This window comes from Acidimicrobiales bacterium (assembly GCA_035533595.1).
Classification (GTDB): domain Bacteria; phylum Actinomycetota; class Acidimicrobiia; order Acidimicrobiales; family Bog-793; genus DATLTN01.
On the sequence record DATLTN010000006.1, the window covers coordinates 1 to 25,595 of the forward strand.

The window sequence follows — 25,595 nt, forward strand, 5'->3', positions numbered from 1 at the left end:
TCGCTCTGGCCGTCTGTCTTGTCTGCGTACGACAACGTACAATAACGTACATGGCGACGATGACGATCAGCGAGGCGCGCTCAGCACTCGCCGAAGTGCTCGACCGCGTCGGCAGGGGCGAAGAGATCACGATCACTCGCCACGGTCGGCCGGTAGCGGTCGTCGTGCGGCCGGACGCGCTTCGTAGCCGTCGCGCGGAGCAAGTGCTGAGAACGGCAGAGCACACCCGGGCGCTCCTCGAGGCTGGTCGCCGTCGCGAGCTGTCGCGCGCATCGGGCATCACGGCTGACCGCGCCGATGAGTTGGTGAGCGCGATCAGGACAGATCGAGACGCGCGGCCCTGATGGACGCGTTCGACGCGGACGTATTGATCTACGCTGCCGTGCCCGGCCATCCGCTCGGCACTCCGGTGGCGGCACTGTTCCCCGAAGAGTCGCCTCACGATGCCGGCACCTTTGCAGGAGTGGGCTCCACGCTGCTCCTACCCGAAGTGCTCACCAAGCCGACGCGCGACGCGGCCGACGACGAGGTTGCGGCCCTCGCTGCGCTGCTCGCCCGGCTCGATCTGCGCCCTGTCGACGAGGCGATCGCCTCGCTTGCCGTAGCGCTCGGTGCCTTGTACGGGTTGAGGTCAGCCGATGCCGTTCATCTCGCCACGGCGGTGTCGGCCTCCGCCGACCGATTCATCACCAACAATCGACGCGACTTCTCCCAGTCGATCGAAGAGATCACAGTCACTTATCCGACAGACTTGCCATAGCGCTCCGGGGTCGGATGGAAAGCGGCCGCAGACTCGGACGCGCCTCGGTCCGCAGGAAGAAACGGCGAGCAAGTCGTTGTCTGCCACGCGGCTCTCCCGAGGAGAGCGTCATGGGAAGGGAGGGGCAACCGGCATCGGTTCGATGACCGTCGTCTCTCGCCTTCCCCTGGCACGGCCTGACGAGACCGGGACCCCGGTCGACCCTGACGGCATTCTGCCGACGGAGTGAAACACCCCCTCGGCAGAATATGGATACCTCGGCGACGAGTTCTGTCGTCGCGGATCGGTCACTTGTGTCCGTGGCCCTTGGAGCGGGCGACGGGAATCGAACCCGCATGACCAGCTTGGAAGGCTGGGGCTCTACCATTGAGCTACGCCCGCGTGGTGCCGAGAAGGGTACTTCACGCCTTCTCGGCGGCTGGAGGGAGCCAGATCGAGGAGCCGTCGTGCGTCGGCCATCCGCCGTCCTCGGTGCAGTCGGCCCGCTCGCCGGCTCCGTCGGCCACGAGCACGGCGAGGGTCGCGCACGCCAGGGCATCGATCCCGTCGTGGGACCACATCTCGACGCCCTCCGGCAGGGGGGCGATCTCCCGCAGCACCGCGATGCGCCGGAGATGCCCGGCCGGGTGCTGCTTGTGGGTGATCGGGGCACCGAACAGCCGCCAGAAGATCCCGTGCGGGTAGGTCTCGACCACGGTGAGCGACTGCGACAAGAGCGCCTCCCACACCGCGTATCCGGTCGCCACCCACGGCGCCGGGACCGTGCCGCGCGGCGGGGTGACCCAGGGGACGGCGATCCCACGGCGGCGCAGCGCCACCTCACCGCAACGTGCCGCCTGGAACTTGCTCGCGAGACGCTCGTCGCCGAGGTGGGGGCGATCGGAGGGGGCGGCGGGCGCGTCGACTGCGACGACGGCGGCTCCCTCGCAACGCTCGGCGAGGCCGACGAGATCGACGGGGTGACTGAGCCAGGCGGTTGCCGGCCGCGCTCGCTCGTCGAGGTCGAACGAGACCGCCCAGATCGTCTCGGCGCCGACGTCGATCCCGACTGCACGGCGCGTCATGACGCTCCTCGCACTTCGAATCAACTGACGGTCGGGCTGGCGAGATTTGAACTCGCGACCCCCTGGTCCCAAACCAGGTGCGCTACCAAGCTGCGCTACAGCCCGCTCCCCTAAACGTACTCGGGCTCGTTGTCGGCCCCGCGGGGGGCGCCCGGGGGAGGTGGCCCCGACCGGTACACTTCGGCCTCCGTATGCGCACCTCAACCGAGAACCTAGAAGGAAACAAGGTCAAGCTCACGATTGAGGTTGACGAAGCCGATGTGTTGAAGGTGCACGAGGAGACGATTCAGCGTCTCGCTCGAGAGGCTCGGGTGCCCGGGTTCCGGCCCGGCCGGGTGCCACGCCGCATCATCGAGGTACGCCTCGGGCAGAAGGCGATCCGCGAGGAGGTGCTGAACGACGCCCTACCGCGCTACTACGAGGAAGCGGTCGAGGAGACCGACCTCGACGTGATCGCCCCTCCGGAGATCGAGGTCACCTCCGGCCAGGACGAGGGTCCCGTCGTCTTCGACGCCGTCGTCGAGGTCCGTCCCGAGGTCTCGGTCGCCGGCTACGAGGGGCTCGTGATCACCGTGCCGCGGCCACACGCGACCGACGAGGAGATCGACGCGCAGATCGACAAGATGCGCGACCAGTTCGCCGCCCTCTCTGACGTCGACCGCCCCGTCGCCGACGGCGACCTCGTGACGATCGACGTACACGGGACGCGCGACGGCGAGCCCGCCGACGGGCTGACCGCCGACGACATCGTCTACCAGGTCGGCAGTGGCGGGATCACCGAGGAGCTCGACGCCCGGCTGACCGGCACCAAGGCGGGTGACGAGTTCGAGCTCGAGGCCGAGGACGCTCCGGGGGGCCCGGCTCACCTCGACGTGGCGGTGAAGCAGGTCCGAGAAAAGACGCTCCCCGAGGCCGACGACGCCTTTGCCTCGGACGCCTCGGAGTTCGACACCCTCGCTGAGCTCCGCGAGGACCTCGGGAGCCGCCTCGACAGCGTGAAGCGCTACCAGGCCACCGTCGCCCTCCGCCAGGAGGCCCTCGAGGCGCTCCTCGGCCTCGTCGAGGAGGAGCCGCCCGAGACGCTCGTCACCCACGAGCGCGAGCACCTCGCTGAGGAGTTTCTCGGTCGGCTGAACCAGCAGCGGGCGTCGTTCGACGACTACCTGCAGGCGATGGGCCAGGACCAGGAGTCCTTCCTCGCGGAGCTGACGGGGGAGGCGACCAAGCAGGTGAAGGCCGACCTCGCGCTGCGGGCGCTCGCCAAGGCGGAGGAGATCGTCGTCGAGGAGTCCGACATCGACGACGAGATCGTGCGCATCGCCAGCCAGGTCGAGCAGGCGCCCGCCGACGTCCGCCGGGCCATCGAGCAGAACGGCCGGATGGCGGGCCTCCGCTCCGAGCTGCAGAGGGCCAAGGCCATGCAGTGGCTCCTCGACCACATCGCTATCGTCGATCCCGACGGCAAGACGATGGACCGCGAGGAGCTGCAGCACGACCTGCAGCCGATGGGCGACGGCCACGACCACGACGGCCACGACCACGAGGGTCACGACCACGATCACGCACACGACGACAGCGAGGAAGGTTGACCGTGGAGGCCTACAACTACCTGGTTCCGACGGTCATCGAGTCCTCGTCACGCGGCGAGCGGGCCTACGACCTCTACTCGCGTCTCCTGCGGGAGCGCATCATCTTCATCGGGACGCCGATCGACGACGTCGTCGCCAACCTCGTCTGCGCGCAGATGCTGTTCCTCGAGTCCGAGGACCAGGAGAAGGACATCAACATCTACATCAACTCTCCTGGCGGTGACATCACCGCGCTGTTCGCGATCTACGACACGATGAAGTACGTGCGACCGGACAAGTCGACCTTCTGCTTCGGCCAGGCCGCCTCGGCGGCCGCCGTGCTGCTCGCGGCGGGGACGAAGGGGAAGCGCTTCGCCCTCCCGCACGCTCGGATCCTCCTCCACCAGCCCTACGGGGGGGCGGCCGGTCAGGCGACCGACATCGAGCTGCAGGCGCGCGAGATCCTGCGGATGCGCGACATGTTGAACGAGATGCTCGCCGACAACACCGGTCAGAGCATCGAGAAGATCCAACGCGACACCGACCGCGACTTCATCCTGAGCGCGGCGGAGTCCAAGGACTACGGTGTGATCGACGAGGTCATCACGAGCCGCGAGGTTGTCGAGTCCATGTCGGCAGTCGGCGCAGCCTGACCGCTGGGAGGGGATGTGGCCAAGTTCGGCGATGGCGGTGAGCTCGTCAAATGCAGCTTCTGCGGCAAGTCCCAGAAGCAGGTCAAGAAGCTGATCGCCGGTCCCGGCGTCTACATCTGCGACGAGTGCATCGAGCTCTGCAACGACATCATCGAGGAGGAGCTCGCCGAGTCCTCCGAGGTGAGCTTCGAGGATCTTCCCAAACCCCGTGAGATCTTCGACTTCCTGAACGACTACGTCATCGGGCAGGACCAGGCGAAGAAGATCCTTTCGGTCGCCGTCTACAACCACTACAAGCGGGTGCAGTCGGGCAACGCCGACGCCGACGTCGAGCTCGCGAAGTCGAACATCCTCCTCCTCGGGCCGACCGGCTGTGGAAAGACGCTGCTCGCACAGACCCTCGCCCGGATGCTCAACGTCCCGTTCGCGATCGCTGACGCGACGGCGCTCACCGAGGCCGGCTACGTCGGCGAGGACGTCGAGAACATCCTCCTCAAGCTGATCCAGGCCGCCGACTACGACGTGAAGAAGGCCGAGACCGGGATCATCTACATCGACGAGATCGACAAGATCGCCCGCAAGAGCGAGAACCCGTCGATCACCCGCGACGTCTCGGGCGAGGGCGTGCAGCAGGCGCTCCTCAAGATCCTCGAGGGGACGACCGCCTCGGTGCCGCCCCAGGGTGGGCGCAAGCACCCCCACCAGGAGTTCATCCAGATCGACACGACGAACATCCTCTTCATCTGCGGAGGGGCCTTCGCCGGATTGGACCGCATCATCGACACGAGGGTCGGCAAGTCCGGGATCGGCTTCCGCGCCGACGTCCGCCGCAACCGGCGCCCCGACGAGAGCCAGCTCCTCTTGCAGGTGCTCCCCGAGGACCTGTTGAAGTTCGGCCTGATCCCCGAGTTCGTCGGCCGCCTCCCGGTGATCGGAGCCGTCGCGAACCTCGACCGGGAAGCGCTCGTGCGCATCCTCATCGAGCCGAAGAACGCCCTCGTGAAGCAGTACCGCAAGGGCTTCGAGCTCGACAACGTCGAGCTCGAGATCACCGACGACGCCCTGGAGGCGATCGCCGACCAGGCGCTGCTGCGCGGCACGGGCGCGCGCGGCCTGCGCGCCATCCTCGAAGAGGTCCTCCTCGAGGTGATGTACGACCTCCCGAGCCGCAGCGACGTCGGCCGCTGCGTCGTCGACCAGTCGGTCGTGCTCGAGCGGGTCGCACCGACACTCCTCCCCCGCACCGCCGGCGAGAAGTCCGAGCGAGCTCGCCGCGTCGCCTCCTAGGCCCGGCGGCGGGCCGCGTTGACCGGCCCCCACTCCGGCTCGCTCGGCGACGCGATCGCTTGGCTCGACCGCCACATCAACCTCGAGGCGATCGAGCGCGGCGCCGCCGGTCGCGCCGCGGAGCCGACCCTCGCCCGCATCGGGGCGCTGATGACGGCGATGGGCGACCCCCAGCGCGCCTATCCGGTCATCCACATCACCGGGACCAACGGCAAGGGCTCGACGACGCGCCTCGCCACGGCGCTCCTCATGGCGCAGGGCCTCTCGGTGGGGACGATCACCAGCCCGCACCTCGAGGTGATGAACGAGCGCATCACCAAGGACCTCCAGCCGATCAGTGACGACGAGCTGCTGGACGTGCTCGTCGCCCTCGAGGAGCTCGAGGGCTTCGTCCTCGCGCGCGGGCTGAGCGCGCTGCCGCCGACCTGGTTCGAGCTCGTCACCGCGGCCGCCTACCGCCACTTCGCCGACGCGCCGGTCGACGCGGCCGTCGTCGAGGTCGGGCTCGGCGGCCGTTGGGACGCGACGAACGTCGCCGACGGCCAGGTGGCCGTGGTCACCAACGTCGCCCTCGACCACGTCGAGATCCTCGGACCGACGACGGCGCACATCGCCCGCGAGAAGGCCGGGATCGTGAAGGCAGGGGCGACCGTCGTCGTCGGCGAGACCGACGAGGAGGTCGTCGAGATCGTCGCCGAGCAGGCGAGCGCGGTGGGGGCGGGGCCGCTGTGGCGGCGCGGCCCGGATTTCGCCTGCACGAGCTCGCTGATCGCCGTCGGCGGTCGGGTCGTCGACCTGCGCACGCCCGGGCGGGACTACGACGGCCTCTACCTCCCGCTGCACGGCGCGCACCAGGGGGACAACGCCTCCGCGGCGCTCACCGCGGCCGAGGCCTTCTTCGGCGCCCCCCTCGACGAGGCCGTCGTCGCCGAGGCCTTCGGCGCGGTCACGGTCCCCGGTCGCCTCGAGGTCGCCTCCCGGCGACCGCTCGTCGTGCTCGACGGGGCGCACAACCCGGCGGGCGCGGCGGTGCTCGGCCAGGCGCTCGAGGAGGACTTCGCGGCCGCGGAGCGCATCGTGCTCGTCGTCGGGTGCCTGCGCGGGCGCGACCCCGCGGAGCTGCTCTCCAAGCTCCCCCTCGCTCGCGTCTCGCTTCTCGTCGCGTGTGCGCCCGCATCGCCGCGCGCGCAGGCAGCGAAGCTCGTCGCGGAGGCGGCGATCGGCCTCGGGATCGCGACCGTCGCCGCCGACGAGGTCGACGACGCGCTCGACCGCGCCCTCGCCGAGGCCGGCCCCGACGACCTCGTCCTCGTCACCGGCTCGCTCTACGTGGTCGGCGCGGCTCGCACGTATTTCCGCCGACTAGGGTCGATCGGGCCATGAACCGCACCCTCGTGATCGTGAAGCCGGACGCCGTCGAGCGCGGGCTCGTCGGCGAGATCCTCGGCCGCCTGGAGGCCAAGGGCCTCCATCTCGTCGCCGGTGACCTCCGGGTGATCGACAAGGCGCTCGCCGAGGCGCACTACGCGGAGCACGCCGAGCGCGCCTTCTTCGGCAGCCTCGTCGAGTTCATCGGCCGCTCGCCGGCCCTGGTCGTGGTGGTCGAGGGGCCGACCGACACCTGGCGGATCGTGCGCACCCTGATGGGGGCGACCAACCCCGCGGAGGCGGCGCCCGGTACGATCCGCGGCGACCTCGCAGTGGAACTGGCCGAGAACCTCATCCACGGCTCGGACAGCGCCGAGTCCGCGGTACGCGAGATCGCGCTCTTCTTCCCAGACCTCGACTGAGCCGGCTCGCCCCTGAAAAGGCGCCTTGTTCGTCCCGAGGTGATCCCGTAACCTTCACCGCGTCGCCGCGAGCCTGGAGCAGTCGTGATGCCCGATAACACCTTCGGATTCGGTGGCCGCGACATGGCGGTCGACCTCGGCACTGCCAACACCCTCGTCTACGTGCGGGGCAAGGGGATCGTGCTCAACGAACCCTCGGTGGTGGCGATCAACGTGAAGGACGGCCACCCGCTCGCGGTCGGCGTCGAGGCGAAGCGGATGATCGGCCGCACGCCCTCCAACATCCAGGCGATCCGCCCGCTCAAAGACGGCGTGATCGCCGACTTCGAGATCTGCGAGATGATGCTGCGCTACTTCATCCGCAAGGTCCACCCCCGCCGCTTCTCCAAGCCGCGGATGGTGATCTGCGTCCCCTCCGGCATCACCGGCGTCGAGAAGCGCGCCGTGCAGGAGGCCGCCGAGTACGCCGGCGCCCGCAAGGCCTACATCATCGAGGAGCCGATGGCCGCCGCGATCGGCGCCGGCCTGCCGATCCACGAGCCGACCGGGAACATGGTGGTCGACATCGGCGGCGGCACCACCGAGGTCGCGGTGATCTCCCTCGGCGGCATCGTCACCAGCCAGTCGATCCGCATCGGCGGCGACGAGCTCGACGAGGCGATCATCTCCTTCGTGAAAAAGGAGTACAGCCTCGCCCTCGGTGACCGCACCGCGGAGGAGATCAAGATGGCGCTCGGCTCGGCGTGCGAGCTCGAGGAGGAGCTGCACGCGGAGATCCGCGGCCGCGACCTCGTGAGCGGCCTCCCGAAGACCGTCGTCACCTCGACCAAGGACATCCGCAAGGCCATCGAGGAGCCGGTCGCGGCGATCGTCGACGCGGTGAAGATCACCCTCGACAAGACCCCGCCCGAGCTCGCCGCGGACATCATGACCCAGGGGATCGTGCTCACCGGCGGCGGTGCCCTGCTGCACGGCCTCGACGTCCGCCTGCAGACCGAGACGAACATGCCGATCGTCGTCGCCCCCGACCCCCTCAACTGCGTCGCCCTCGGGAGCGGAATGTGCCTGGAGGAGTTCGAGGCGCTCCGCCAGGTGCTGATCTCCTCTTCCGGTCGCTGAGCGTCGCGGGCTAGCCCGTGGCGGCGAACCGCCAGACGAGCCAGCGCGTCACGCTGGTGATGCTCGTCCTCGCCTCGGTGACCGTCATCACCCTCGACTACCGGGGTGAGGCGAGCCATGGGATCGGCCACGTCCGCAACGGGGTGACCGACGCCCTCGCGCCGCTGCAGCGCGGCGCGGCCGCGGTGCTCCACCCCTTCGGCGACGTCGTCTCCTCCGCCTTCCACTACGGCTCGCTGCAGGCGCAGAACGCGCAGCTGCGCGAGGAGATCGGGGCGCTCGACGACCAGGCCGCGGGGCGCGCCTACGCGGCCGGCGCCCAGGACGCCGAGCTGCTCCGCCTCGCGCACCTCCCCTTCGCCCCGAACGTGCCCCAGGTCCTCACCCAGGTCATCTCGCGCAGCACCTCCAACTTCGCCGACGAGGTCGAGATCTCGAGCGGCAGCGCGGTCGGCGTCGGCAAGGGCATGCCCGTCGTCTCCGACGGCGGGCTGATCGGCAGGGTCTCGACCGCCGCGGACTCGACGGCCTTCGTCTCCCTCCTCACGGCGAGCCGCACGACGATCGCCGTCGAGGACACGAGGAACGGCGCGTTCTACGTCGCCGACGGCGGCGGCGCGGGCCGCCCCCTCACCTTCGAGACCGTCACCGCGGCCACCCCGCCGCGCCGCGGCGACCAGCTCGTGACGAGCGGGGCCGACGCCGGCGCCTACCCTCCCGCGATCCCCGTCGGCAGGGTCGCCTCGGTCGGCACCGCCCCCGGCGGCCTCAACGTCGTCGTCACCGTGACCCCGACCGCCCACCTCTCCGAGCTGCGCTTCCTCACCGTGCTGCAGTGGCTGCCACCGGCGTGAGGACCGCCAGAGTCGGGAGCCGGCGGTGAACGCCCGCAGCTGGCTGCGGCTGTTCGCCGTCGTCCTCGCGGCGGTCGTCTTCCAGGTCGCCGTGCTCGACCAGATCGTCGTGCTCGGCGCGCACGCCGACGTGATGGTGCTCATCCCCGCCGCCGCCGGCCTCGTCGGCGGGCCGGAGCGCGGCGCGGTCGTCGGCTTCGTCACCGGCCTCGTCGCCGACCTCGTCGTCTCGCTGCCCTTCGGCCTCTCGGCGCTCACCTTCACCGTGCTCGGCTTCGGCGTCGGCCTGCTCGGGCTGCTCCCTGCGAGCCGCGACGCGATGAGCGTCCGGGTCGGCGCCTGTGCCGCGGCTGGCGCCAGCGGCACGGCCTTCTACGCCCTCGCGGCCGTCTTCTTGCACCAGCACGGGGTGCTCGGCGCCTCCGCCGCCTCGGCGGTGGTCATCGTCGCGCTCGGGGCGCTCGTGCTCGCCTACCCGACGCTCGTCCTCGTGCGCTGGGTGCTCGCCGGCTCGGCGAGCTCTTCGTTCATCCCGAGCGGGGGGAGCGCGGCGTGAGCTTCCGGCGCTCGCTGCGCCGTTGGCGGTACCGCCACAGCGAGAGCGCGCTCGGCCTGCCGGTGCGCGCCGTGCGCCGCAGCGACGACATCGTCGGCCCGGTGACGGCGATCACCCCGCCGGCCCCGACGCGCACCGCCTCTGACCGCACCGGGGCGCGCGTCGGGCTGCGCCTCTCGGTCACGGCCTTCGTCGTCGTCTCGCTCTTCTCGGTGCTGCTCGTCCGCCTTTGGTCGCTGCAGCTCGTGCAGGGGGCCCAGCTGAACAGCGTGGCGCGCGCCTACACGACGGCGACGGTCGAGGTCCCCGCCCCCCGCGGCCAGATCCTCACGCGCGACGGTGTGTGCCTTGCTTGCGACGAGGCGTTCAACGAGATCGTCCTCGCCCAGGGGGAGGAGAAGCAGCACCCCGAGGTGATCGCCCGCCTCGCGCACCTCCTCGGCCTCAGTGTGAAGTCGATCGACACCCAGCTCGCCTCGGAGCGCTACGCCAACGCCGCGCCGGTGCCCCTCCCGGTCAGCCCCACCCAGGTCACCGCCCAGGACGTGCTCTACATCAAGCAGTACCCCCAGACCTTCCCGGGCGTCACCGTTACCGTCGGCTACCAGCGCACCTACCCCCAGCACGCCCTCGCCTCCCAGGTCCTCGGCTACCTCGGGGCGATCCCCAACAGCACCCCCCTGGAGCAGCAGCAGCTGAAGGCGCTCGAGGCCAAGGGCTACAGCATCGACGACATCATCGGCGAGAGCGGCCTCGAGGCCCAGTACGAGTCGGCGCTGCGCGGCAAGCCCGGCGTCGACACCTTCGAGGTCGACGCCTCCGGCAACTCGATCGGCGCCCCCACCGAGACGACGCCGGTCGCCGGTGACCAGGTCGTGCTGAACATGGACGCCGCCCTTGAGCGGACGCTCACCGACGACCTCAACCGGCAGGTCGGGAAGCTCGGCTCCCCGTGGGGGGCAGCGGTGGTCCTCAACGTGAACAACGGCGCGGTGCTCGCGATGACCTCGGCCCCCGGCTACGACAACAACGTCTGGGGGTCTGTCGTCGGGGTCAACGGGGTACCGGGGATCTCCACCGCCGAGTACAACCGGCTCAACCCGCCGGGCTGTGCGTCGGGGAACCCGAACGTCAGCTGCCCGCTCCTCGACTACGCCGTCTCCGGTCTGCAGCCGCCGGGCTCGACTTTCAAGCTCGCGACGGCGACGGCGGCGATGAACGTCGGGCTGATCAACGCGAACTCCTACTACGACGACACCGGCTCGTTCACCATCGGCAACCCGCCCACGACCTTCCACGACTCGGACAACGAGGCGCTCGGCGAGGTGAACGTCACCTCCGCGCTCTCCGAATCGAGCGACGTCTTCTTCTACAACCTCGGTGCCGAGTTCTGGGTCGACCGGGCGCGCTACGGCCAGACCCCGATCCAGAAGACGGCCTCCGCCTACGGCCTCGGCGCGGCCTCGGGGATCGACCTCCCCGGCACGAGCGTCGGGCAGCTCGAATCGCCGGCGCTGCTCATTCAGCAGCACCACGAGGCTCCGGCGGCCTTCCCGAACCCGACCTACTTCGAGGGGTACAACATCGAGCTCGCCTTCGGCCAGGGCGAGACGCTCGTCACCCCCCTCCAGCTCGCGGAGGCCTACTCGACCTTCGCGAACGGGGGCACCCGCTACGCCCCCGAGCTCGCCGCCGCGATCGTCAGCCCGCACGGCCAGCTCGTGAAGCGCATCGCCCCCAAGGTGATGTCGCGCGTCGACCTGCCCCCCTCGACCCGCCAGCCGATGCTCGACGGCTTTCGCGGCGCGGTGCAGAACGCGCGCGGCACCGCCTACGCCGCCTTCTCGGGCTTCGACTTCTCCAAGTGGGACGTCGCCGGCAAGACGGGCACGGCGACGACGTGCGCCGGCGACGTCAGCTGCCAGCCGACCTCGTGGTTCGTCGCCTTCATGGGGCCGCAGGGGGGAAAGCCGCAGTACGCGGTCGCCGTCGAGATCGACCAGGGTGGTTTCGGCGCCGCCGCCTCGGCGCCCGTCGCCCGCCAGGTCCTCAGCTACCTCGCGCAGCACCCCCTCCCGCCCGTCTCGCTGCCGTCGGGCTCCTGAGCCGCGACGGGTGGGCGGGCGCCCACCGGGCCGGGCGGTACACTCGCCTCGAGATGATCACGCTGGGGCTGGGTCGGACGCGACGTCCCCCAGGCTTTGCCGCCACCACCGCCTCCGCCGGGCACACGCGTCTCGTCGTGCCACGGCCCGATGGTGCCGCCTTGCCCGAGTCCGCCCGCCGCCCGCCCGCCCCGTCCCCCAGCAACGCTTGCGTCGTCCGCAGCGCCGCCTCGCAGTCGCGAGCAGGCGCGCCGACGATCGCCGCCGCCGCTTTTCCGCGCGCGGCGAGGAGAAGGGATTCCTCCCATGTCCGATTCCACGATCGGCCAGGTTCCTCCTGGCCCTGCGCCCGTGCCGCCGGAGAACTCCCCGGCGCGGCCGACGAGCCTGTCGGCGGGGGCCACCCGGCCCGCTGAGGCTTCCGCCCCCGCGGCGCCCCCGCGCCCGAAGATCGGCGACTCGCGCCCCGCGCCGCCCGTCAGCCCGACGGCACCCGACGCCGCCGGCGGTGAGGCGCCCCGCCCGAAGCGCCGCCGACGTGGCGGCCGCGGCCGCGGCGGCTCGCGCCCCGGTGGTGCGGGTGGCGCGAACGGCGGCGCCCGTGGCACGAACGGCGCCGCTCCCACCGAGGCGGCGACGCCCCCCGCACAGAACGGCCACCGTGAGCAGCAGGCGGCTGCCGGCGACGCCTCGGCGAGGGCGCCACGGCGTCGGCCGAGCGAGGAGCGCCCCGCCGCCGAGAGCCGTGCGCCCCGCGGCGGCGTCGCCGCCGAGGAGCGCGGCTCGTCGCGGCGCCAGGGCCGCGAGCGCAACGGCCGCCCCGTCGGCCGCTACCTCATGTGCGTCCACGTCGAGGACGACGTCACCCAGATCGCGGTGCTGGAGGGGCGCTCGCTCATCGAGCTGCACGTCGAGCGGGCGACCGACGACGCCAACCAGATCGACGGCAACATCTACCGGGGCCGCGTGAAGAACGTCCTTCCGGGGATGGAGGCCGCCTTCGTCGACATCGGCACGCCGAAGAACGCCGTCTTGTACTGGGGCGACGTCCAGAACGACCGCGACGACGGCATCGAGCGCGACGCGGGGGCGACCCGCATCGAGCACCTGCTGCGCCCCGGCCAGACGATCGTCTGCCAGGTCACGAAGAACCCGATCGGCCTGAAGGGCGCCCGTCTCACCGAGGAGGTCTCGCTTCCCGGCCGCTTCGTCGTCCTCGTGCCGAACTCGAGCGCGTCTGGGATCTCCAAGCGCCTCGACGACCGCGAGCGGCGGCGGCTGCGCGGCGTCCTCGACGACATCCGACCCCCGGGCCACGGCCTCATCGTGCGCACCGCGGCGGAGGGGGTGAGCGCCGACGAGCTGCGCCGCGACGTCGAGCAGCTCCTCGAGATCTGGCAGGAGATCGACGACAAGGCCCGCCACCTCTCCGCGCCGGCGCTGCTCTACTCCGAGCCGCACCTCGCCCTGCGGGCGATCCGCGAGGAGCTCACCGAGGAGTACCGGGGGGTCGTGATCGACGACCCTCAGCTCCACGAGCTCGTCCGCACCTACGTCTCGGACATCGACCCGAGCCTCGCGGACCGCGTCGAGTACTACGACCCGGCAGCCGAGGGCCTGCCGCTGTTCGAGCGCAACCACGTCCACGAGCAGCTGCACAAGGCGCTCGACCGCAAGGTCTGGCTCCCCTCCGGCGGGTCGCTGATCATCGAGCGCACCGAGGCGCTCACGGTGATCGACGTGAACACCGGGAAGAACGTCGGCTCCTCCTCGCTCGAGGAGACCGTCTTCCGCAACAACCTCGAAGCGGCCGAGGAGATCGCGCGCCAGCTGCGGCTGCGCGACATCGGCGGCATCATCGTCATCGACTTCATCGACATGGAGGTGAAGGGCAACCGCCAGGAGGTCACCGGCACGCTGCGCGCCGCGCTCTCGCGCGACAAGACCCCCACCCAGGTCTTCGACATCTCTGAGCTCGGCCTCGTCGAGATGACCCGCAAGCGCGTCGGGGAGGGCCTCGTCGAGACGCTCTCGGAGACCTGCCCGATGTGCAAGGGGCGGGGGATCGTCTTCGGCGACGAGCTCTGATCCCTCCTCGGGCTCGATTTCGCCGGTGAGGCCCTCCCCGGGGCCCTGGTAAGGTGGCAGCCCTATGTACGCAGTGATTTCGATCGGCGGGAAGCAAGCGCGCGTCGCTGTCGGCGACGTCGTCGAGGTGGAGCTCGTCGCAGAGGGCAACGGGGAGACGGTGACCTTCGCGCCGCTCCTCGTCGTCGACGGCGAGCAGGTGGTCGTGGAGCCCGGCGACCTCGGGGCCTACACGGTCTCGGGAGTCGTGACCGGGGAGTCCAAGGGCCCGAAGATCACCGGCTTCACCTACCAGGCCAAGGCCCGCCGGCGCCGCCGCTACGGCCACCGCCAGCACTACACGACGGTGGAGATCACCGAGATCGCCGGTGCGAAGACCCGCACCGCGGCGCGAAGCGAGGCCTAGATGTCAAAGACCAAAGGTGGCGGCTCCACCCGCAACGGCCGGGACTCCAACTCCCAGCGCCTCGGCGTGAAGGCCTCCGACGGCAGCCTCGTCACGGCGGGGTCGATCATCATCCGCCAGCGCGGGACGCGCTTCCACCCCGGGCGCAACGTCGGCCGGGGCCACGACGACACGCTCTTCGCGATGACCCACGGCACGGTCCGCTTCGGCGCGCGCGCCGGGCGGCGCCTCGTCGACATCGTCCCCGCCGAGGGCTGATCCCGTTTCGCGGCGCTGCGCGCCGCGAGAGGCTCACTGATGGCTGGCTTCGTCGACGAGGCCCAGATCCACGTCAAGGCGGGAAACGGTGGCGCGGGCGCGGTCGCCTTCCGCCGCGAGGCGCACGTCTCCCACGGCGGTCCCGCGGGAGGTGACGGCGGCGACGGCGGCGACGTGATCCTCGAGGCGACCACCGACGTCGTCTCCCTGCTCTCCTTCCGCGACCACCCGCACCGCCGTGGCGAGAGCGGTGTGCACGGCAGCGGCTCCAACAAGCACGGCCACCGCGGCGACGCGGTGGTCGTCCCCGTCCCCGTCGGCACGGTGGTGCGGACCCTCGAGGGGCAGGTGCTCGCCGACCTCGCCGAGCCCGGCGACCGCCTCGTGGCGGCGGCCGGGGGGCGCGGCGGGAAGGGCAACGCGCGCTTCCTCTCGAACCGCCTGCGCGCCCCCGCCTTCGCCGAGCAGGCCGAGCTCGGGGAGGAGCGCTGGCTCAACCTCGAGCTGAAGCTGCTCGCCGACGTGGCGCTCGTCGGCTTCCCGAACGTCGGCAAGTCGACGCTCATCTCGCGTATCTCGGCGGCCAAGCCGAAGATCGCCGACTACCCGTTCACCACCCTCGAGCCGAACCTCGGCGTCGTCCGCCGCGAGCTCGGAGGGGAGGCCTTCGAGTACACGGTCGCGGACATCCCGGGGCTGATCGAGGGCGCGAGCGAGGGGCGGGGCCTCGGCTTCCAGTTCCTCCGCCACGTCGAGCGGGCACGGGTGCTGCTCGTCATCGCCGACCTCTCCGAGCTGGCGCCGCTCCCGCCCGCCGAGCAGGTGAAGGTGCTGATCGGCGAGCTCGGCAACTTCCGCCCCGAGCTCCTCGAGCGGCCGCGCCTCGTGATCGGCTCGAAGAGCGACCTCGTGCCCGACGTGCCCGCCGCCGTCGAGGAGTCCGCGGACGTCGCGTTCGCGATCTCCGCGGTCACCGGCGAGAACGTCGAGACCCTCGTCCGCCGCCTCGGGACCCTCGTCGAGGAGATGCGGCGCGCCCTCCCGCAGCGCTCGACCGTCCCCGTCGTGCACCGCCCCGAGGCCGAGGGCTTCGCGATCAGCCGCCAGGGCGAGGACTTCGTCGTCGAGGGGCGGACCGCCGAGCGCGCCGTGGCGCTGAGCGACCTCACCAACCCCGATGCGATCGCCGAGGCGCAGCGGCGCCTCAAGTCGCTCGGGGTCGACCGGGCGCTCGAGCGCGCCGGGGCCAAGGAGGGCGACACCGTGCACATCGGGAGCCTCGTCTTCACCCACGACGGCCAGCGCTGAGGCGCGGGGCCGACACCTAGGCGCTGCGATGATCGTCGTCGCGAAGATCGGGACCTCCTCGGTGACGACCGAGGAGGGGACCGTCGACGAGGCCGCCGTCGCAAAGCTCTGCGCCGAGGTCGCGGCGCTGCGGCGCGAGGGGCACTCGGTCGTCGTCGTCACCTCGGGCGCGGTCACCGCCGGCGTCGCCGCGCTGCGCCCCACCGGCGGGCGCCCCGCTGACCCGATCTCCCTGCAGGCCCTCTCCGCGGTCGGCCAGCACCGCCTGATGCGCGTCTACGACGACGCGCTCGCCACCGAGGGGCTGCACGGCGGCCAGGTGCTGCTCGCTCCGCTCGACTTCGGCGACCGCCGTCACTACCTGCACGCCCGCACGACGCTGCTCCGCCTCCTCGACTTCGGCGCGGTGCCGATCGTGAACGAGAACGACGCCGTCGCCGACGACGAGATCCGCTTCGGCGACAACGACCGCATCGCCGCGCTCGTCGCCAACCTGCTCGGGGCGGACCTTCTCGTTCTCCTCACCGACCTCCCCGGCCTCTTCGACGCCGACCCGCGGCTGTTCGCCGACGCCTCCCTCGTCGAGGAGGTGACCGCCATCGACGAGGCGCTCGAGCTCGCCGCCGGTGGCCCCGGCAGCGTGCGCTCGAGCGGCGGGATGGCGGCCAAGCTCGCCGCGGCGCGCATGGCCTCGTGGTCGGGGGTGCGGGTGGTGATCGCCTCCGCGACGCGGCCCGGGGTGCTCGCCGACGCCGTCGCCGGCCGGGCGGGCGTCGGGACCGTGGTCGCACCGCTTGCGCGCCGCCTCCCGGCGCGCAAGCTCTGGATCGCCTTCGCGCTGCCGGCCGTCGGGCGGGTGGTCGTCGACGCCGGGGCGCGGCGCGCGCTCTTGGAGCAGGAGGCCTCGCTCCTCCCCGCGGGCGTCGTCTCGGTCGAGGGTGCCTTCGGCGTCGACGACGCGGTCGAGGTCGTGACCGAGAGCGGGGAGGTCTTCGCCAAGGGGATCGCCCGCCTCGCCTCGGCGAACGCGGAGCAGTGGCGGGGGCGGCGGACCCACGAGCTCGCGGCCGGGCTGGCCCGTGAGCTCGTCCACCGCGACGACCTCGTCGTGCTGGTCGGCGCCGTGAGCCGCCGCCCCTCGTCCTGAGGCCCCCCGGCGGGGCGTTGATAGCCTTGCGCATGGCTTCTTCCACCCTGAGCGAGCTCGGCGCCCGCGCCCGCGCCGCGGCGCGCGCCCTCGCCGCGAGCTCGACGCGCGAGCGCGACGACGCGCTCGCCTTCGCCGCCGAGGCGCTCGAACGCCACGTCGAGCAGATCCTCGCCGCCAACGCGCTCGACATCGCCCGCGCCGAGGAGTCGGGGGCGGGCGCGACCGTCGTCGACCGCCTGGCGCTCGACCCCGGCCGGGTGAGCCAGATGGCCGCCGGGCTGCTGAGTGTCGCGCAGCTGCCCGATCCCGTCGGCCAGGTGGTCGAGGGCTACGTGCGGCCGAACGGGCTCGTGGTGCGGCGGGTGCGCGTCCCGCTCGGGGTGATCGGCATCGTCTACGAGAACCGCCCGAACGTCACCTCCGACGCCGCCGCGCTCTGCCTGAAGGCGGGGAACGCGGCGCTGCTGCGCGGCTCGGCCGGCGCGCTCGAGTCCAACCGGGCCGTGGCCGCGGCGCTGCGCGAGGGGATCGACAAGGCGGGCCTCCCGGCCGACGCCGTCCTCCTCGTCGAGGACGTGGCGCGCGAGACCGTCGAGGAGTTCGTGCGCATGCGCGGCGTCATCGACCTGCTCATCCCCCGCGGTGGGCCTGGCCTCGTCGGCATGGTCCTCGAGCGGGCGACGGTGCCCTTCGTCATCGACGGGGACGGGAACTGCCACGTCTACGTCGACGAGAGCGCCGACCTCGAGGTCGCCGAGCGGGTCGTCGTCAACGCGAAGACCCAGCGCCCGAGCGTCTGCAACGCGATGGAGACGCTGCTCGTCCACCGCTCCGTCGCGCCCGAGCTCCTCGCCCGCCTCGACGGCCCGCTCGCGCAGGTCGAGCTCGTCGGCGACGGGGCGACGCGCGCGCTGCTGGCGCGCGCCGGGGAGGCGACCGAGGAGGACTACGCGACGGAGTTCCTCGACCTGAAGATGGCGGTGAAGGTCGTCGACTCGCTCGACGAGGCGATCGAGCACATCGCCCGCTACTCGACGGGCCACTCCGAGGCGATCATCACCCGCGACCTCGCCAACTCGACCCGCTTCTGCCGGGAGGTCGACGCCGCCGCGGTCCTCGTCAACGCCTCGACCCGTTTCGTCGACGGCGGCGAGCTCGGCCTCGGGGCCGAGATCGGGATCTCCACGCAGAAGCTGCACGCGCGCGGGCCGATGGGGCTCGTCGCGCTCACCTCGGTGAAGTACGTCATCGAGGGGAACGGCCAGGTTCGCGCGTGAGCCCGGGCTCGCCCGGGTTCGACTCCATCGACGAGGCCTTCCGCCTGCTCTCCGAGGTCGGCTACCTGGCCGACAAGGAGATCGCGACCATCGTCTACCTCGCGGCGCGCCTCGAGAAGCCGATCCTCGTCGAGGGGCCGGCCGGGACCGGCAAGACCGAGCTCGCGAAGTCCGTCGCGCTGGCGCTCGGGCTGCGCCTCATCCGGCTGCAGTGCTACGAGGGCCTCGACGAGGCGAAGGTCCTCTACGAGTGGGACTACCGCAAGCAGCTGCTGCGCATCCAGGTCGAGCGCCAGGCGAGCGGCGACGCCGGGCCGAGCTGGTCCGAGGTGGAGAGCGACATCTTCTCCGAGGACTTCCTCCTCGCCCGCCCCGTGCTGCAGGCGATCAGCTCGACGACGCCGACGGTGCTGCTCATCGACGAGATCGACCGCGTCGAGCTCGAGACCGAGGCCCTCCTCCTCGAGGTGCTCTCGGACTACCAGGTGTCGATCCCCGAGCTCGGCACCGTCGAGGCGGTCGGCCGCCCCCTCGTCTTCCTCACCTCGAACGGCACCCGCGAGCTCTCCGAGGCGCTGAAGCGCCGCTGCCTCTACCTCTACCTCGACTACCCGAGCCTCGAGCGGGAGCGCTCGATCGTCCTCGAGCGGGTGCCGGGGATCGACGTGCACCTCGCCGAGGAGGTGGTGCGCGTCGTCGCGATGCTGCGCGGCCTCGAGCTCGAGAAGCGGCCCTCGATCTCTGAGACCCTCGACTGGGCGCGCACCCTCGTGATCCTCGGCGCCGAGCACGCCGACGCCGAGACGACGCGCTCCACTCTCAACCTCCTCCTCAAGTACCGGGGCGACCTCGAGACCGCGGCCCGCGAGCTCACGACCCTCGGCGCCGAGGGCACGGCCGGCCCGTGATCGACGTCCTCTCGCGCTTCATCGTGGAGCTGCGGGAGTCGGGCGTGCCGGTCTCCACCCGCGAGTCGATCGACGCCGCGGTCGCGGTCGAGAAGATCCCGCTGCTCGACCGCGCCGCCCTCAGGAGCGCGCTCGGCGCGACCCTCGTGAAGTCGCCGGCGCACCGCAAGGCCTTCGAGGCGGCCTTCGAGGTCTTCTTCTCGCTGCGCGGCGCGCCGCCGCTCGTCGAGGAGGTGCTCACCGGCGGCGACGGGGAGGCCCTGCCGGTGGCGACGGGCGGCGAGACGCCCGGCGTCGGCGGCCGCCCGGGCGCGATGCCGACCCCCGACGAGCTCACGGCGATGCTGCGCGAGGCGCTCGTGAGCGGCTCCGCCGAGGCGCTCGGCCTCGCCTCGCGCCTCGCGGTGGCGCTCTACGGCGGGGTGGAGGCCTCCCGCCCGGTCGGCATCTCCTACTACCTGCACCGGACGCTGCGCGGTGTCGACCTCGAGGGCCTCCTCGAGTCGCTGCTGCGCGCCGGCGCAGGTGCCGGGGAGCTCCTCGGCCTCGCCGGGCAGGGGGCGCTGCGCGAGCGGTTCGCGGCGGACGAGCTCTCCCGGCGCGCCGCGCAGTTCCGCGAGCTCGTCGAGGCCGAGATCCGCCGCCTCCTCGTCGACGGGCGCGGCGCGGGAGCGGTCGCGCGCGGCGTGCGCCGCCCCCTCGTCGAGGACGTCGACTTCATGCACGCCTCGCGCGAGGAGCTCGTCGCGATGCGCCGCTCGATCTATCCCCTCGCCCGCATCCTCGCCGCCCGCCTCGCCCGCCGGCGGCGGCGGGGCCGGCGGGGGCCGCTCGACTTCCGGGCGACGATCCGTCGCTCCCTCTCCCAGGGAGGGGTGCCCCTCGACCCGCGCTTCCGCCCGCCCCGCCCGGCGCGCCCCGAGCTCTTCGTCCTCGCCGACGTCTCGGGCTCGGTGGCCTCCTTCGCCCGCTTCACCGTGCTCCTCGTCTACGCGATCGCGGCGGAGTTCTCCAAGGTGCGCACCGCGGTCTTCATCGACGGCGTCGACGAGGTGACCGGCCTGCTCCGCCGCTCGACCTCGATGGCCGACGCCATCGAGCGCCTCGCGCGCGAGGCCGACGTCGTGCACGGTGACGGCCACTCGAACTACGGGAGCGCCTTCGCGCTCTTCCGCGAGCGTTACGGCCGCCAGCTCACCCCGAAGACCGACCTGCTCATCCTCGGCGACGCGCGCAACAACTACCACTCCTCGGGCGCCGAGGAGCTCGCCGAGCTGCGACGCCGCGCGCACCGCGTGCTGTGGCTGAACCCCGAGCCGCGGGCCTACTGGGGCAGCGGCGATTCGATCATCGCCGAGTACGCTCGCCACTGCGATGGGGTGTACGAGTGCCGCAACCTGCGCCAGCTGCAGGACTTCATCGACGAGCTCGCCTGAGCGACCCGGCCACGCCCGCGCCTGCCGGCGCCAGCGCAGGTGAGCCTCCCCGTCGAGCCGCAAGCCGCGACCCCCGAGCTCTTCCGCAGCGTGCTCTCGAACTTCGCGACCGGCGTGACGATCATCACCGCCCGTGACGGCGAGGAGATCGTCGGGATGAGCGCCAACTCGTTCACCTCGGTCTCGCTCGAGCCGCCGCTCGTGGCCTTCTGCGCGGCGCGCTCCTCGACCACCTATCCCCGGATCCGCCGCGCCGGGGGCTTCTGCGTGAACGTGCTCGCCGACGACCAGGCGGAGCTGGCCAAGCTCTTCTCGCGGCTCGGCGTCGACCGCTTCGCGGAGATCTCCTGGGGCCCCGCGCCCTCCGGCGCCGCGATCCTCGAGGGGGTGCTCGCCTGGGTGGACTGCACGATCACCGCCGAGCACCCCGCGGGCGACCACGTGATCGTCGTCGGCGAGGTCCGCTACCTCGGCGCCGCCCCGGCGCGTTCGCCGCTGCTGTTCTTCCAGAGCAGCTACGGGATGGAGGAGGCGACGGTGCCGCTCGGCGGCACGCCGCCGCCGACCAGCTGACCCGCCGGCGCCGCGCACTTGTAGCGTGACGGGGTGACCGCCGCCGCCCCCACGCTCGGGATCGAGACGGGGACGCGCCTCGCCGTCATCCGTCACGGGGAGGCGATCTGCAACGCCGAGGGCTTCGTCGGTGGCCTCCGCAGCTGCCGCGGCCTCACCGCGCTCGGCCGCCTGCAGAGCGAGGCGCTCGCCGAGCGGCTGCGCGCCACCGGTGAGCTCGCGGAGCCGGCAGCGCTGTGGACGAGCGTGCTGCCGCGCGCCTACGAGACCGCGGAGATTATCGCCCCCGCGCTCGGTGCCCCGAGGATCGAGCGCTCCGCCTCGCTCTCCGAGCGCGAGCCGGGTGTCGCCGACGGCCTCAGCTGGGCCGAGCTCGCCCGCCGCTTCGGGCGCTCCTCGACACCGGGTGACGAGCCCGACCTCCCGCTCGCGCCGGGGGGCGAGAGCTGGGTGGCCTTCGTCGCCCGCGCCGCCGGCGCGCTCCTCGACCTCGCCCGCGCCCATCCCGGCGGCCTCGTCGTGGTGGTCTCGCACGGCGGGGTCATCGACTCCTCGCTGATCTCCTTCCTCGGCCTCTCCGAGCACGGCAACGGGGTGCGCCTGCACGTCGACAACACCTCGATCACCGAGTGGCGCCACACCGGCCGGCGCTGGCGACTCGTCCGCTACAACGACGCCGCCCACCTCCACGCGGCCTCCGGGCCGCTGCACGCCGAGCCGCCGGAGTGGGTCTTCAAGGAGTCCCCCTAGGAGTCGTCGCTCGCGGCGCGCCGTCGCCGGCCCTCTCACCGACGTGTACCGCCGCGGCGGGCATGCGACACTTCTGCGATGCGGCTCTCCGGGGGGCCGCGAAGCGCGTCGTGGCGGCGGTGCCACGCCTGGCGGGCGCTGCTGGTCCCCCTCTCCCTCGCCCTTCTGCCGGCCCTGCTCGCTCCGGGCAGTGCCGCTGCCGCCGCGCCCGCGGCGCGGGCGGCGGGGCCGTGCCCGTGGGCGGCGCCCGAGGCCGCGGCGCGCGCGACCCCGACGACGCTTGCCGATGAGGTCCTCGCGCACATGGACCTCGCCGAGAAGCTCACCCTCCTCGCGCTCGCGCCGGGCGACGGCTACGAGAACCGCGTCCGGGGCATCCGCGCCCTCTGCCTCCCGCCCTTCACGCTCCAGGACGGCCCCGACGGCCTCTCCGCCGGCGACCGCGGCGCCACCCAGCTGCCCTCCTCGCTCGGCGTCGCGGCGAGCTTCGACCCGACCCTCGCCGAGCGCTACGGCGCCGTGCAGGGCGCGGAGGCGCGCGGCCAGGGCATCGACGTCGTGCAGGGGCCGAACCTCAACATCGACCGGGTGCCCGAGAGCGGGCGCGCCTTCGAGGGCTACGGCGAGGACCCCTACCTCGTCTCGGTGATGGGCGACGCCGACATCGAGGGGATCCAGTCGGCGGGCGTCCTCGCCGACGCCAAGCACTTCACCGCCTACAACCAGGAGACCGACCGGGCCGCCCTGAACGAGCAGGTCGGGGAGCGGGCCCTGCAGGAGATCTACCTCGCGCCCTTCCGCGCCGCGGTGACGGTCGCGCACGTCGCCTCGATCATGTGCTCCTACGGCGAGGTGAACGGCGTCAACGACTGCTCGGACCCGGCGCTGTTCAAGGAGCTCTACCAGGGCTGGGGCTTCACCGGCTTCGTCCGCTCGGACCTCCGCTCGGTGACCTCACCGCCGCTCGCCTTCGCCGCCGGCCTCGACCTCATCAAGCCGGCGGCGACCGCAGTGCTGCGCAGCGCGTTCGCCGACCGCATCGTGAAGCCGTCCCGCCTCGACGACGCCGTGCGCCGCCTGCTCGAGGCGGAGTTCACCTTCCAGCTCATCGAGCACCCGCTCACCGGCCGCAGCGGCGCCGAGGTCGCCACCGCCGCGCACGCCCGCTTCGCGCTGCGCGCCGCGGAGGAGTCGATGGTGCTCCTCAAGGACTCGGGGGTGCTGCCCCTCAGCACCGGCCACCTCGCCTCGCTCGCCGTGATCGGCGCGGCGGCGAGCACCGCGCCGGTGGCCGCCGGCGGCGGCAGCGCCTACGTGCGCCCTCCCTTCGTCTCGCGGCCGCTCGCGGCGATCGCCGCGATCGTCGGCCCCCGCACCAAGGTGCGCTACGTCGCGGCGGGCACCGCGGTGCAGCCCTTCTCGCCGATCTCCCCCTCGAGCCTGCACTCCTTCTCCTTCACCGGGCCGGCACCCCTCGCGCTGCACGGGCAGGCGGCGGGCCTGCTCGCCCGGCAGTACGCGCCGACGGGCTTCTTCCCGGCGAGCCTCGAGCACGCGCTCTCGGAGTGGAGCGCGCGGGTGAGCGCGCCGGCGAGCGGCCACTACGACTTCTCGGTGACCGCGACCGGCAACGCCTGGCTCTCGGTCGGGGGCAAGCTCCTCCTCTCCACGCCCGGCACCCACCAGCTCTCCACCTGGACGGTGCCGGTCTTCCTCGTGAAGGGCCGGCCGACGGCGATCTCGCTCCGCTACTACCCCTCGTCGCGCGGCGCCGTCCCCGTCGTCGGCTGGCGCTCGAGCGGCGCCGACATCGCCGCCGCGGTGCGCGCCGCGGCGCACGCCTCGGCGGCGGTGGTCTTCGTCAACGACGCGAACGCCGAGGGGAGCGATCGTCCCTCGCTCCGCCTCCCCGGCGACGAGAACGCCCTCGTCGAGGCGGTCGCCGCGGTCAACCGGCACACCGTCGTCGTCCTCGACACCGGCGGCCCGGTGCTGATGCCGTGGCTCGGTGACGTCGCGGCCGTCCTCGAGGCCTGGTACCCGGGGGAGCAGGACGGGGCGGCGACCGCCGCGGTCCTCTTCGGGGCCAGCGACCCGTCGGGCCACCTGCCGGTGACCTTCCCGGCGGCCAACGGCGCCGTCCCCGCGCACAGCCCCGCGACCTGGCCGGGGGTGGCGGGCACCGTCTCGTACAGCGAGGGGCTGGAGGTCGGCTACCGCTACCAGCAGGCGCACGGTCTTACGCCGCTGTTCCCCTTCGGCTTCGGCCTCAGCTACACGCGCTTCTCCGAGTCGGGGCTGCGCGTCGTCGCCGACGCCGACGGCGGTGAGGAGGCGGTGGTCACCGTTCGCAACCTCGGCCGACGCGCCGGGACCGACGTCGTCCAGGCCTACCTCGCCTTCCCACCAGCAGCGGGGGAGCCCCCCGAGCAGCTGAAGGCCTTCGTGCGCGTCCCGCTGGCCGCGCACGCGGCGACGACGGTGACCCTCGATCTCCCGGCGAGCGCCTTCACCGCCTACCTGAACGGGAGGTGGCAGGCGCTCCCCGGCCAGTACACCCTCTCGGTCGGCGAGTCCTCGGCCGACCTCGGGCTGCGGGCGAGTGTCTTCGCGCCGGGCTTCAACCCGGGCGCTCCCGCGGTGGCGGGCGGGGCGGGCGCCTCCCCGTCGGGCGGCGGCGCGGCGACGAGCGGCGCCAGTGGCTCGAGCGGCGCCTCGGGCGCCGCGGTGGGGGTCACGGTCTCGGCGGCGAGGCGCTCCTCCTAGGCTCGGGGCGCCACTTCGAGAGGAGATCCCATGCAGCTCGGTCCCGTCGGTCTCTGGGCCCAGCAGTTCCGCACCGCACCGCGCGCCGAGGCGCTCGCCGCGATCGGCCCCGTCGAGCAGCTCGGCTTCGCGGCGGTGTGGATCCCCGGCGGTGGGACCGACGAGATCCTCGACGTCGCCGACGAGCTGCTCGCCGCGAGCGAGCGGATCGTCATCGCCTCGGGGATCCTCAACATCTGGATGCACGACCCCGCGGCGGTCGCCGCGCAGCACCAGGAGTTGAACGCCGAGCACGACGGGCGCTTCCTCCTCGGCCTCGGGGTCTCGCACGCCTCGATCGTCGAGCAGAACACGGCTGAGGCCTACCGTCGGCCGCTCGCGGTGATGAGCGCCTTTCTCGACGGCCTCGACGGCGCCGCGGCGCCGGTGCCGAGGGAGGAGCGCTGCCTCGCGGCGCTCGGCCCGCGCATGCTCGAGATGGCGCGTGACCGCTCCGCGGGCGCCCACCCCTACTGCATCACCCCCGAGCACACCCGCTTCGCCCGTGGCGTCCTCGGCGCCGGGCCGCTGCTCGCGCCCGAGCTGAAGGCGGTGCTCGAGACCGACGCCGGCCGCGCCCGCGCGATCGCCCGTGCCCACCTCGACCGCTACCTCCGCCAGCCGAACTACGCGAACAACCTCGTCCGTCTCGGCTACGCGGCCGACGACCTCGCCGATGCCGGGACCGACCAGGTGGTGGACGACCTCGTCGCCTGGGGGAGCGCGGCCGACGTCGCGGAGCGGGTCGCCGCGCACCGCGAGGCGGGCGCCGACCACGTCTGCATCCAGGTCCTCACCGAGGACCCCGTCGCCTTCCCGCATCGGGAGTGGGAGGAGCTCGCCGCCGTCCTCTGCTAGCGGTCAGCGGCGGGCGGGGACG

Annotated in this window: 24 protein-coding genes and 2 tRNA genes; 23 read left to right on the plus strand and 3 right to left on the minus strand. The window is 72.4% G+C overall.

Going from position 1 to position 25,595, the window contains the following annotated elements; translation table 11 throughout:
• Window positions 1-50 precede the first annotated feature (50 nt).
• Both VNF07_01255 and VNF07_01260 read left to right on the plus strand, forming a co-directional pair.
• Window positions 51-344 carry a type II toxin-antitoxin system Phd/YefM family antitoxin gene (locus VNF07_01255; GenBank protein HVB04865.1) on the plus strand — a complete coding sequence of 98 codons (294 nt, stop codon included), beginning with the start codon at window positions 51-53 and terminating at the stop codon, window positions 342-344.
• Complete coding sequence (locus tag VNF07_01260; GenBank protein HVB04866.1) at window positions 344-760, plus strand: PIN domain-containing protein; 417 nt, start codon at window positions 344-346, stop codon at window positions 758-760. Before VNF07_01255 ends, VNF07_01260 begins: the two co-directional genes overlap by 1 nt.
• A gap of 307 nt (window positions 761-1,067) precedes the next feature.
• Here VNF07_01260 and VNF07_01265 read toward each other — a convergent pair.
• From VNF07_01265 to VNF07_01275, 3 genes are all read right to left on the minus strand, one after another.
• Window positions 1,068-1,141: transfer RNA gene (locus VNF07_01265), tRNA-Gly, on the minus strand.
• A gap of 20 nt (window positions 1,142-1,161) precedes the next feature.
• Complete coding sequence (locus tag VNF07_01270; protein ID HVB04867.1) at window positions 1,162-1,824, minus strand: DUF429 domain-containing protein; 663 nt, start codon at window positions 1,822-1,824, stop codon at window positions 1,162-1,164.
• 31 nt (window positions 1,825-1,855) lie between these two features.
• A tRNA-Pro gene (locus VNF07_01275) sits at window positions 1,856-1,929 on the minus strand.
• A gap of 86 nt (window positions 1,930-2,015) precedes the next feature.
• Between VNF07_01275 and tig the strand changes: the two genes are divergently transcribed.
• From tig to VNF07_01380, 21 genes are all read left to right on the plus strand, one after another.
• A complete protein-coding gene (tig, locus tag VNF07_01280; protein ID HVB04868.1) occupies window positions 2,016-3,413 on the plus strand; it encodes a trigger factor in 1,398 nt (465 codons plus the stop codon).
• 2 nt (window positions 3,414-3,415) lie between these two features.
• Window positions 3,416-4,045 (plus strand): ATP-dependent Clp protease proteolytic subunit, encoded by a 630-nt coding sequence (locus VNF07_01285; GenBank protein HVB04869.1) that lies wholly within the window; start codon window positions 3,416-3,418, stop codon window positions 4,043-4,045.
• Window positions 4,046-4,060: 15 nt separating this feature from the next.
• Entirely contained in the window at window positions 4,061-5,332 is a 1,272-nt protein-coding gene (gene clpX / locus VNF07_01290) for an ATP-dependent Clp protease ATP-binding subunit ClpX (GenBank protein ID HVB04870.1), read from the plus strand.
• 18 nt (window positions 5,333-5,350) lie between these two features.
• The gene (locus VNF07_01295; protein ID HVB04871.1) at window positions 5,351-6,715 is read left to right on the plus strand and encodes a folylpolyglutamate synthase/dihydrofolate synthase family protein; all 1,365 of its coding nucleotides are present in this window, start codon (window positions 5,351-5,353) and stop codon (window positions 6,713-6,715) included.
• Complete coding sequence (gene ndk, locus VNF07_01300) at window positions 6,712-7,122, plus strand: nucleoside-diphosphate kinase (protein HVB04872.1); 411 nt, start codon at window positions 6,712-6,714, stop codon at window positions 7,120-7,122. The genes VNF07_01295 and ndk overlap by 4 nt, the downstream gene beginning before the upstream one ends.
• Before the next feature lie 87 nt (window positions 7,123-7,209).
• Window positions 7,210-8,241: a rod shape-determining protein gene (locus VNF07_01305; GenBank protein ID HVB04873.1), complete on the plus strand. Its 1,032-nt coding sequence runs from the start codon at window positions 7,210-7,212 to the stop codon at window positions 8,239-8,241.
• Between the two features lie 17 nt (window positions 8,242-8,258).
• Window positions 8,259-9,095, plus strand: a complete 837-nt coding sequence (gene mreC / locus VNF07_01310) for a rod shape-determining protein MreC (protein HVB04874.1) — start codon at window positions 8,259-8,261, stop codon at window positions 9,093-9,095.
• Window positions 9,096-9,120: 25 nt separating this feature from the next.
• A complete protein-coding gene (locus tag VNF07_01315) occupies window positions 9,121-9,651 on the plus strand; it encodes a hypothetical protein (protein HVB04875.1) in 531 nt (176 codons plus the stop codon).
• Window positions 9,648-11,756: a penicillin-binding transpeptidase domain-containing protein gene (locus tag VNF07_01320; GenBank protein HVB04876.1), complete on the plus strand. Its 2,109-nt coding sequence runs from the start codon at window positions 9,648-9,650 to the stop codon at window positions 11,754-11,756. The genes VNF07_01315 and VNF07_01320 overlap by 4 nt, the downstream gene beginning before the upstream one ends.
• Window positions 11,757-12,062: 306 nt before the next feature.
• Entirely contained in the window at window positions 12,063-13,844 is a 1,782-nt protein-coding gene (locus VNF07_01325; GenBank protein ID HVB04877.1) for an Rne/Rng family ribonuclease, read from the plus strand.
• Between the two features lie 64 nt (window positions 13,845-13,908).
• Window positions 13,909-14,250, plus strand: coding sequence for a 50S ribosomal protein L21 (gene rplU, locus VNF07_01330; GenBank protein ID HVB04878.1), 342 nt, complete (start codon window positions 13,909-13,911; stop codon window positions 14,248-14,250).
• Complete coding sequence (gene rpmA / locus VNF07_01335; protein ID HVB04879.1) at window positions 14,251-14,508, plus strand: 50S ribosomal protein L27; 258 nt, start codon at window positions 14,251-14,253, stop codon at window positions 14,506-14,508. It begins immediately after the preceding gene.
• Between the two features lie 39 nt (window positions 14,509-14,547).
• Entirely contained in the window at window positions 14,548-15,816 is a 1,269-nt protein-coding gene (gene obgE / locus VNF07_01340) for a GTPase ObgE (GenBank protein HVB04880.1), read from the plus strand.
• A 28-nt stretch (window positions 15,817-15,844) separates the two neighbouring features.
• Window positions 15,845-16,963, plus strand: a complete 1,119-nt coding sequence (gene proB / locus VNF07_01345; protein HVB04881.1) for a glutamate 5-kinase — start codon at window positions 15,845-15,847, stop codon at window positions 16,961-16,963.
• 32 nt (window positions 16,964-16,995) lie between these two features.
• Window positions 16,996-18,243: a glutamate-5-semialdehyde dehydrogenase gene (locus VNF07_01350; GenBank protein HVB04882.1), complete on the plus strand. Its 1,248-nt coding sequence runs from the start codon at window positions 16,996-16,998 to the stop codon at window positions 18,241-18,243.
• A complete protein-coding gene (locus VNF07_01355) occupies window positions 18,240-19,151 on the plus strand; it encodes a MoxR family ATPase (protein HVB04883.1) in 912 nt (303 codons plus the stop codon). Before VNF07_01350 ends, VNF07_01355 begins: the two co-directional genes overlap by 4 nt.
• The gene (locus tag VNF07_01360; GenBank protein HVB04884.1) at window positions 19,148-20,587 is read left to right on the plus strand and encodes a VWA domain-containing protein; all 1,440 of its coding nucleotides are present in this window, start codon (window positions 19,148-19,150) and stop codon (window positions 20,585-20,587) included. The genes VNF07_01355 and VNF07_01360 overlap by 4 nt, the downstream gene beginning before the upstream one ends.
• 39 nt (window positions 20,588-20,626) lie before the next feature.
• Window positions 20,627-21,160: a flavin reductase family protein gene (locus tag VNF07_01365; protein ID HVB04885.1), complete on the plus strand. Its 534-nt coding sequence runs from the start codon at window positions 20,627-20,629 to the stop codon at window positions 21,158-21,160.
• A gap of 33 nt (window positions 21,161-21,193) precedes the next feature.
• On the plus strand, window positions 21,194-21,910 hold the full coding sequence (locus VNF07_01370) for a histidine phosphatase family protein (GenBank protein HVB04886.1): 717 nt from the start codon (window positions 21,194-21,196) through the stop codon (window positions 21,908-21,910).
• 78 nt (window positions 21,911-21,988) lie between these two features.
• Window positions 21,989-24,676, plus strand: a complete 2,688-nt coding sequence (locus VNF07_01375; GenBank protein HVB04887.1) for a glycoside hydrolase family 3 C-terminal domain-containing protein — start codon at window positions 21,989-21,991, stop codon at window positions 24,674-24,676.
• A gap of 30 nt (window positions 24,677-24,706) precedes the next feature.
• On the plus strand, window positions 24,707-25,573 hold the full coding sequence (locus VNF07_01380; protein HVB04888.1) for an LLM class F420-dependent oxidoreductase: 867 nt from the start codon (window positions 24,707-24,709) through the stop codon (window positions 25,571-25,573).
• The last annotated feature ends 22 nt before the right edge of the window (window positions 25,574-25,595 follow it).

Bases quoted from the DNA above. Each gene is read 5' to 3' on its own strand.
- VNF07_01255 (HVB04865.1), top strand. From the start codon at position 51: ATGGCGACGATGACGATCAGCGAGGCGCGCTCAGCACTCGCCGAAGTG.
- VNF07_01260 (HVB04866.1), top strand. From the start codon at position 344: ATGGACGCGTTCGACGCGGACGTATTGATCTACGCTGCCGTGCCCGGC.
- VNF07_01270 (HVB04867.1), bottom strand. From the start codon at position 1,824: ATGACGCGCCGTGCAGTCGGGATCGACGTCGGCGCCGAGACGATCTGG.
- tig (HVB04868.1), top strand. From the start codon at position 2,016: ATGCGCACCTCAACCGAGAACCTAGAAGGAAACAAGGTCAAGCTCACG.
- ndk (HVB04872.1), top strand. From the start codon at position 6,712: ATGAACCGCACCCTCGTGATCGTGAAGCCGGACGCCGTCGAGCGCGGG.
- VNF07_01305 (HVB04873.1), top strand. From the start codon at position 7,210: ATGCCCGATAACACCTTCGGATTCGGTGGCCGCGACATGGCGGTCGAC.
- VNF07_01325 (HVB04877.1), top strand. From the start codon at position 12,063: ATGTCCGATTCCACGATCGGCCAGGTTCCTCCTGGCCCTGCGCCCGTG.
- rplU (HVB04878.1), top strand. From the start codon at position 13,909: ATGTACGCAGTGATTTCGATCGGCGGGAAGCAAGCGCGCGTCGCTGTC.
- rpmA (HVB04879.1), top strand. From the start codon at position 14,251: ATGTCAAAGACCAAAGGTGGCGGCTCCACCCGCAACGGCCGGGACTCC.
- obgE (HVB04880.1), top strand. From the start codon at position 14,548: ATGGCTGGCTTCGTCGACGAGGCCCAGATCCACGTCAAGGCGGGAAAC.
- proB (HVB04881.1), top strand. From the start codon at position 15,845: ATGATCGTCGTCGCGAAGATCGGGACCTCCTCGGTGACGACCGAGGAG.
- VNF07_01350 (HVB04882.1), top strand. From the start codon at position 16,996: ATGGCTTCTTCCACCCTGAGCGAGCTCGGCGCCCGCGCCCGCGCCGCG.
- VNF07_01375 (HVB04887.1), top strand. From the start codon at position 21,989: ATGCGGCTCTCCGGGGGGCCGCGAAGCGCGTCGTGGCGGCGGTGCCAC.
- VNF07_01380 (HVB04888.1), top strand. From the start codon at position 24,707: ATGCAGCTCGGTCCCGTCGGTCTCTGGGCCCAGCAGTTCCGCACCGCA.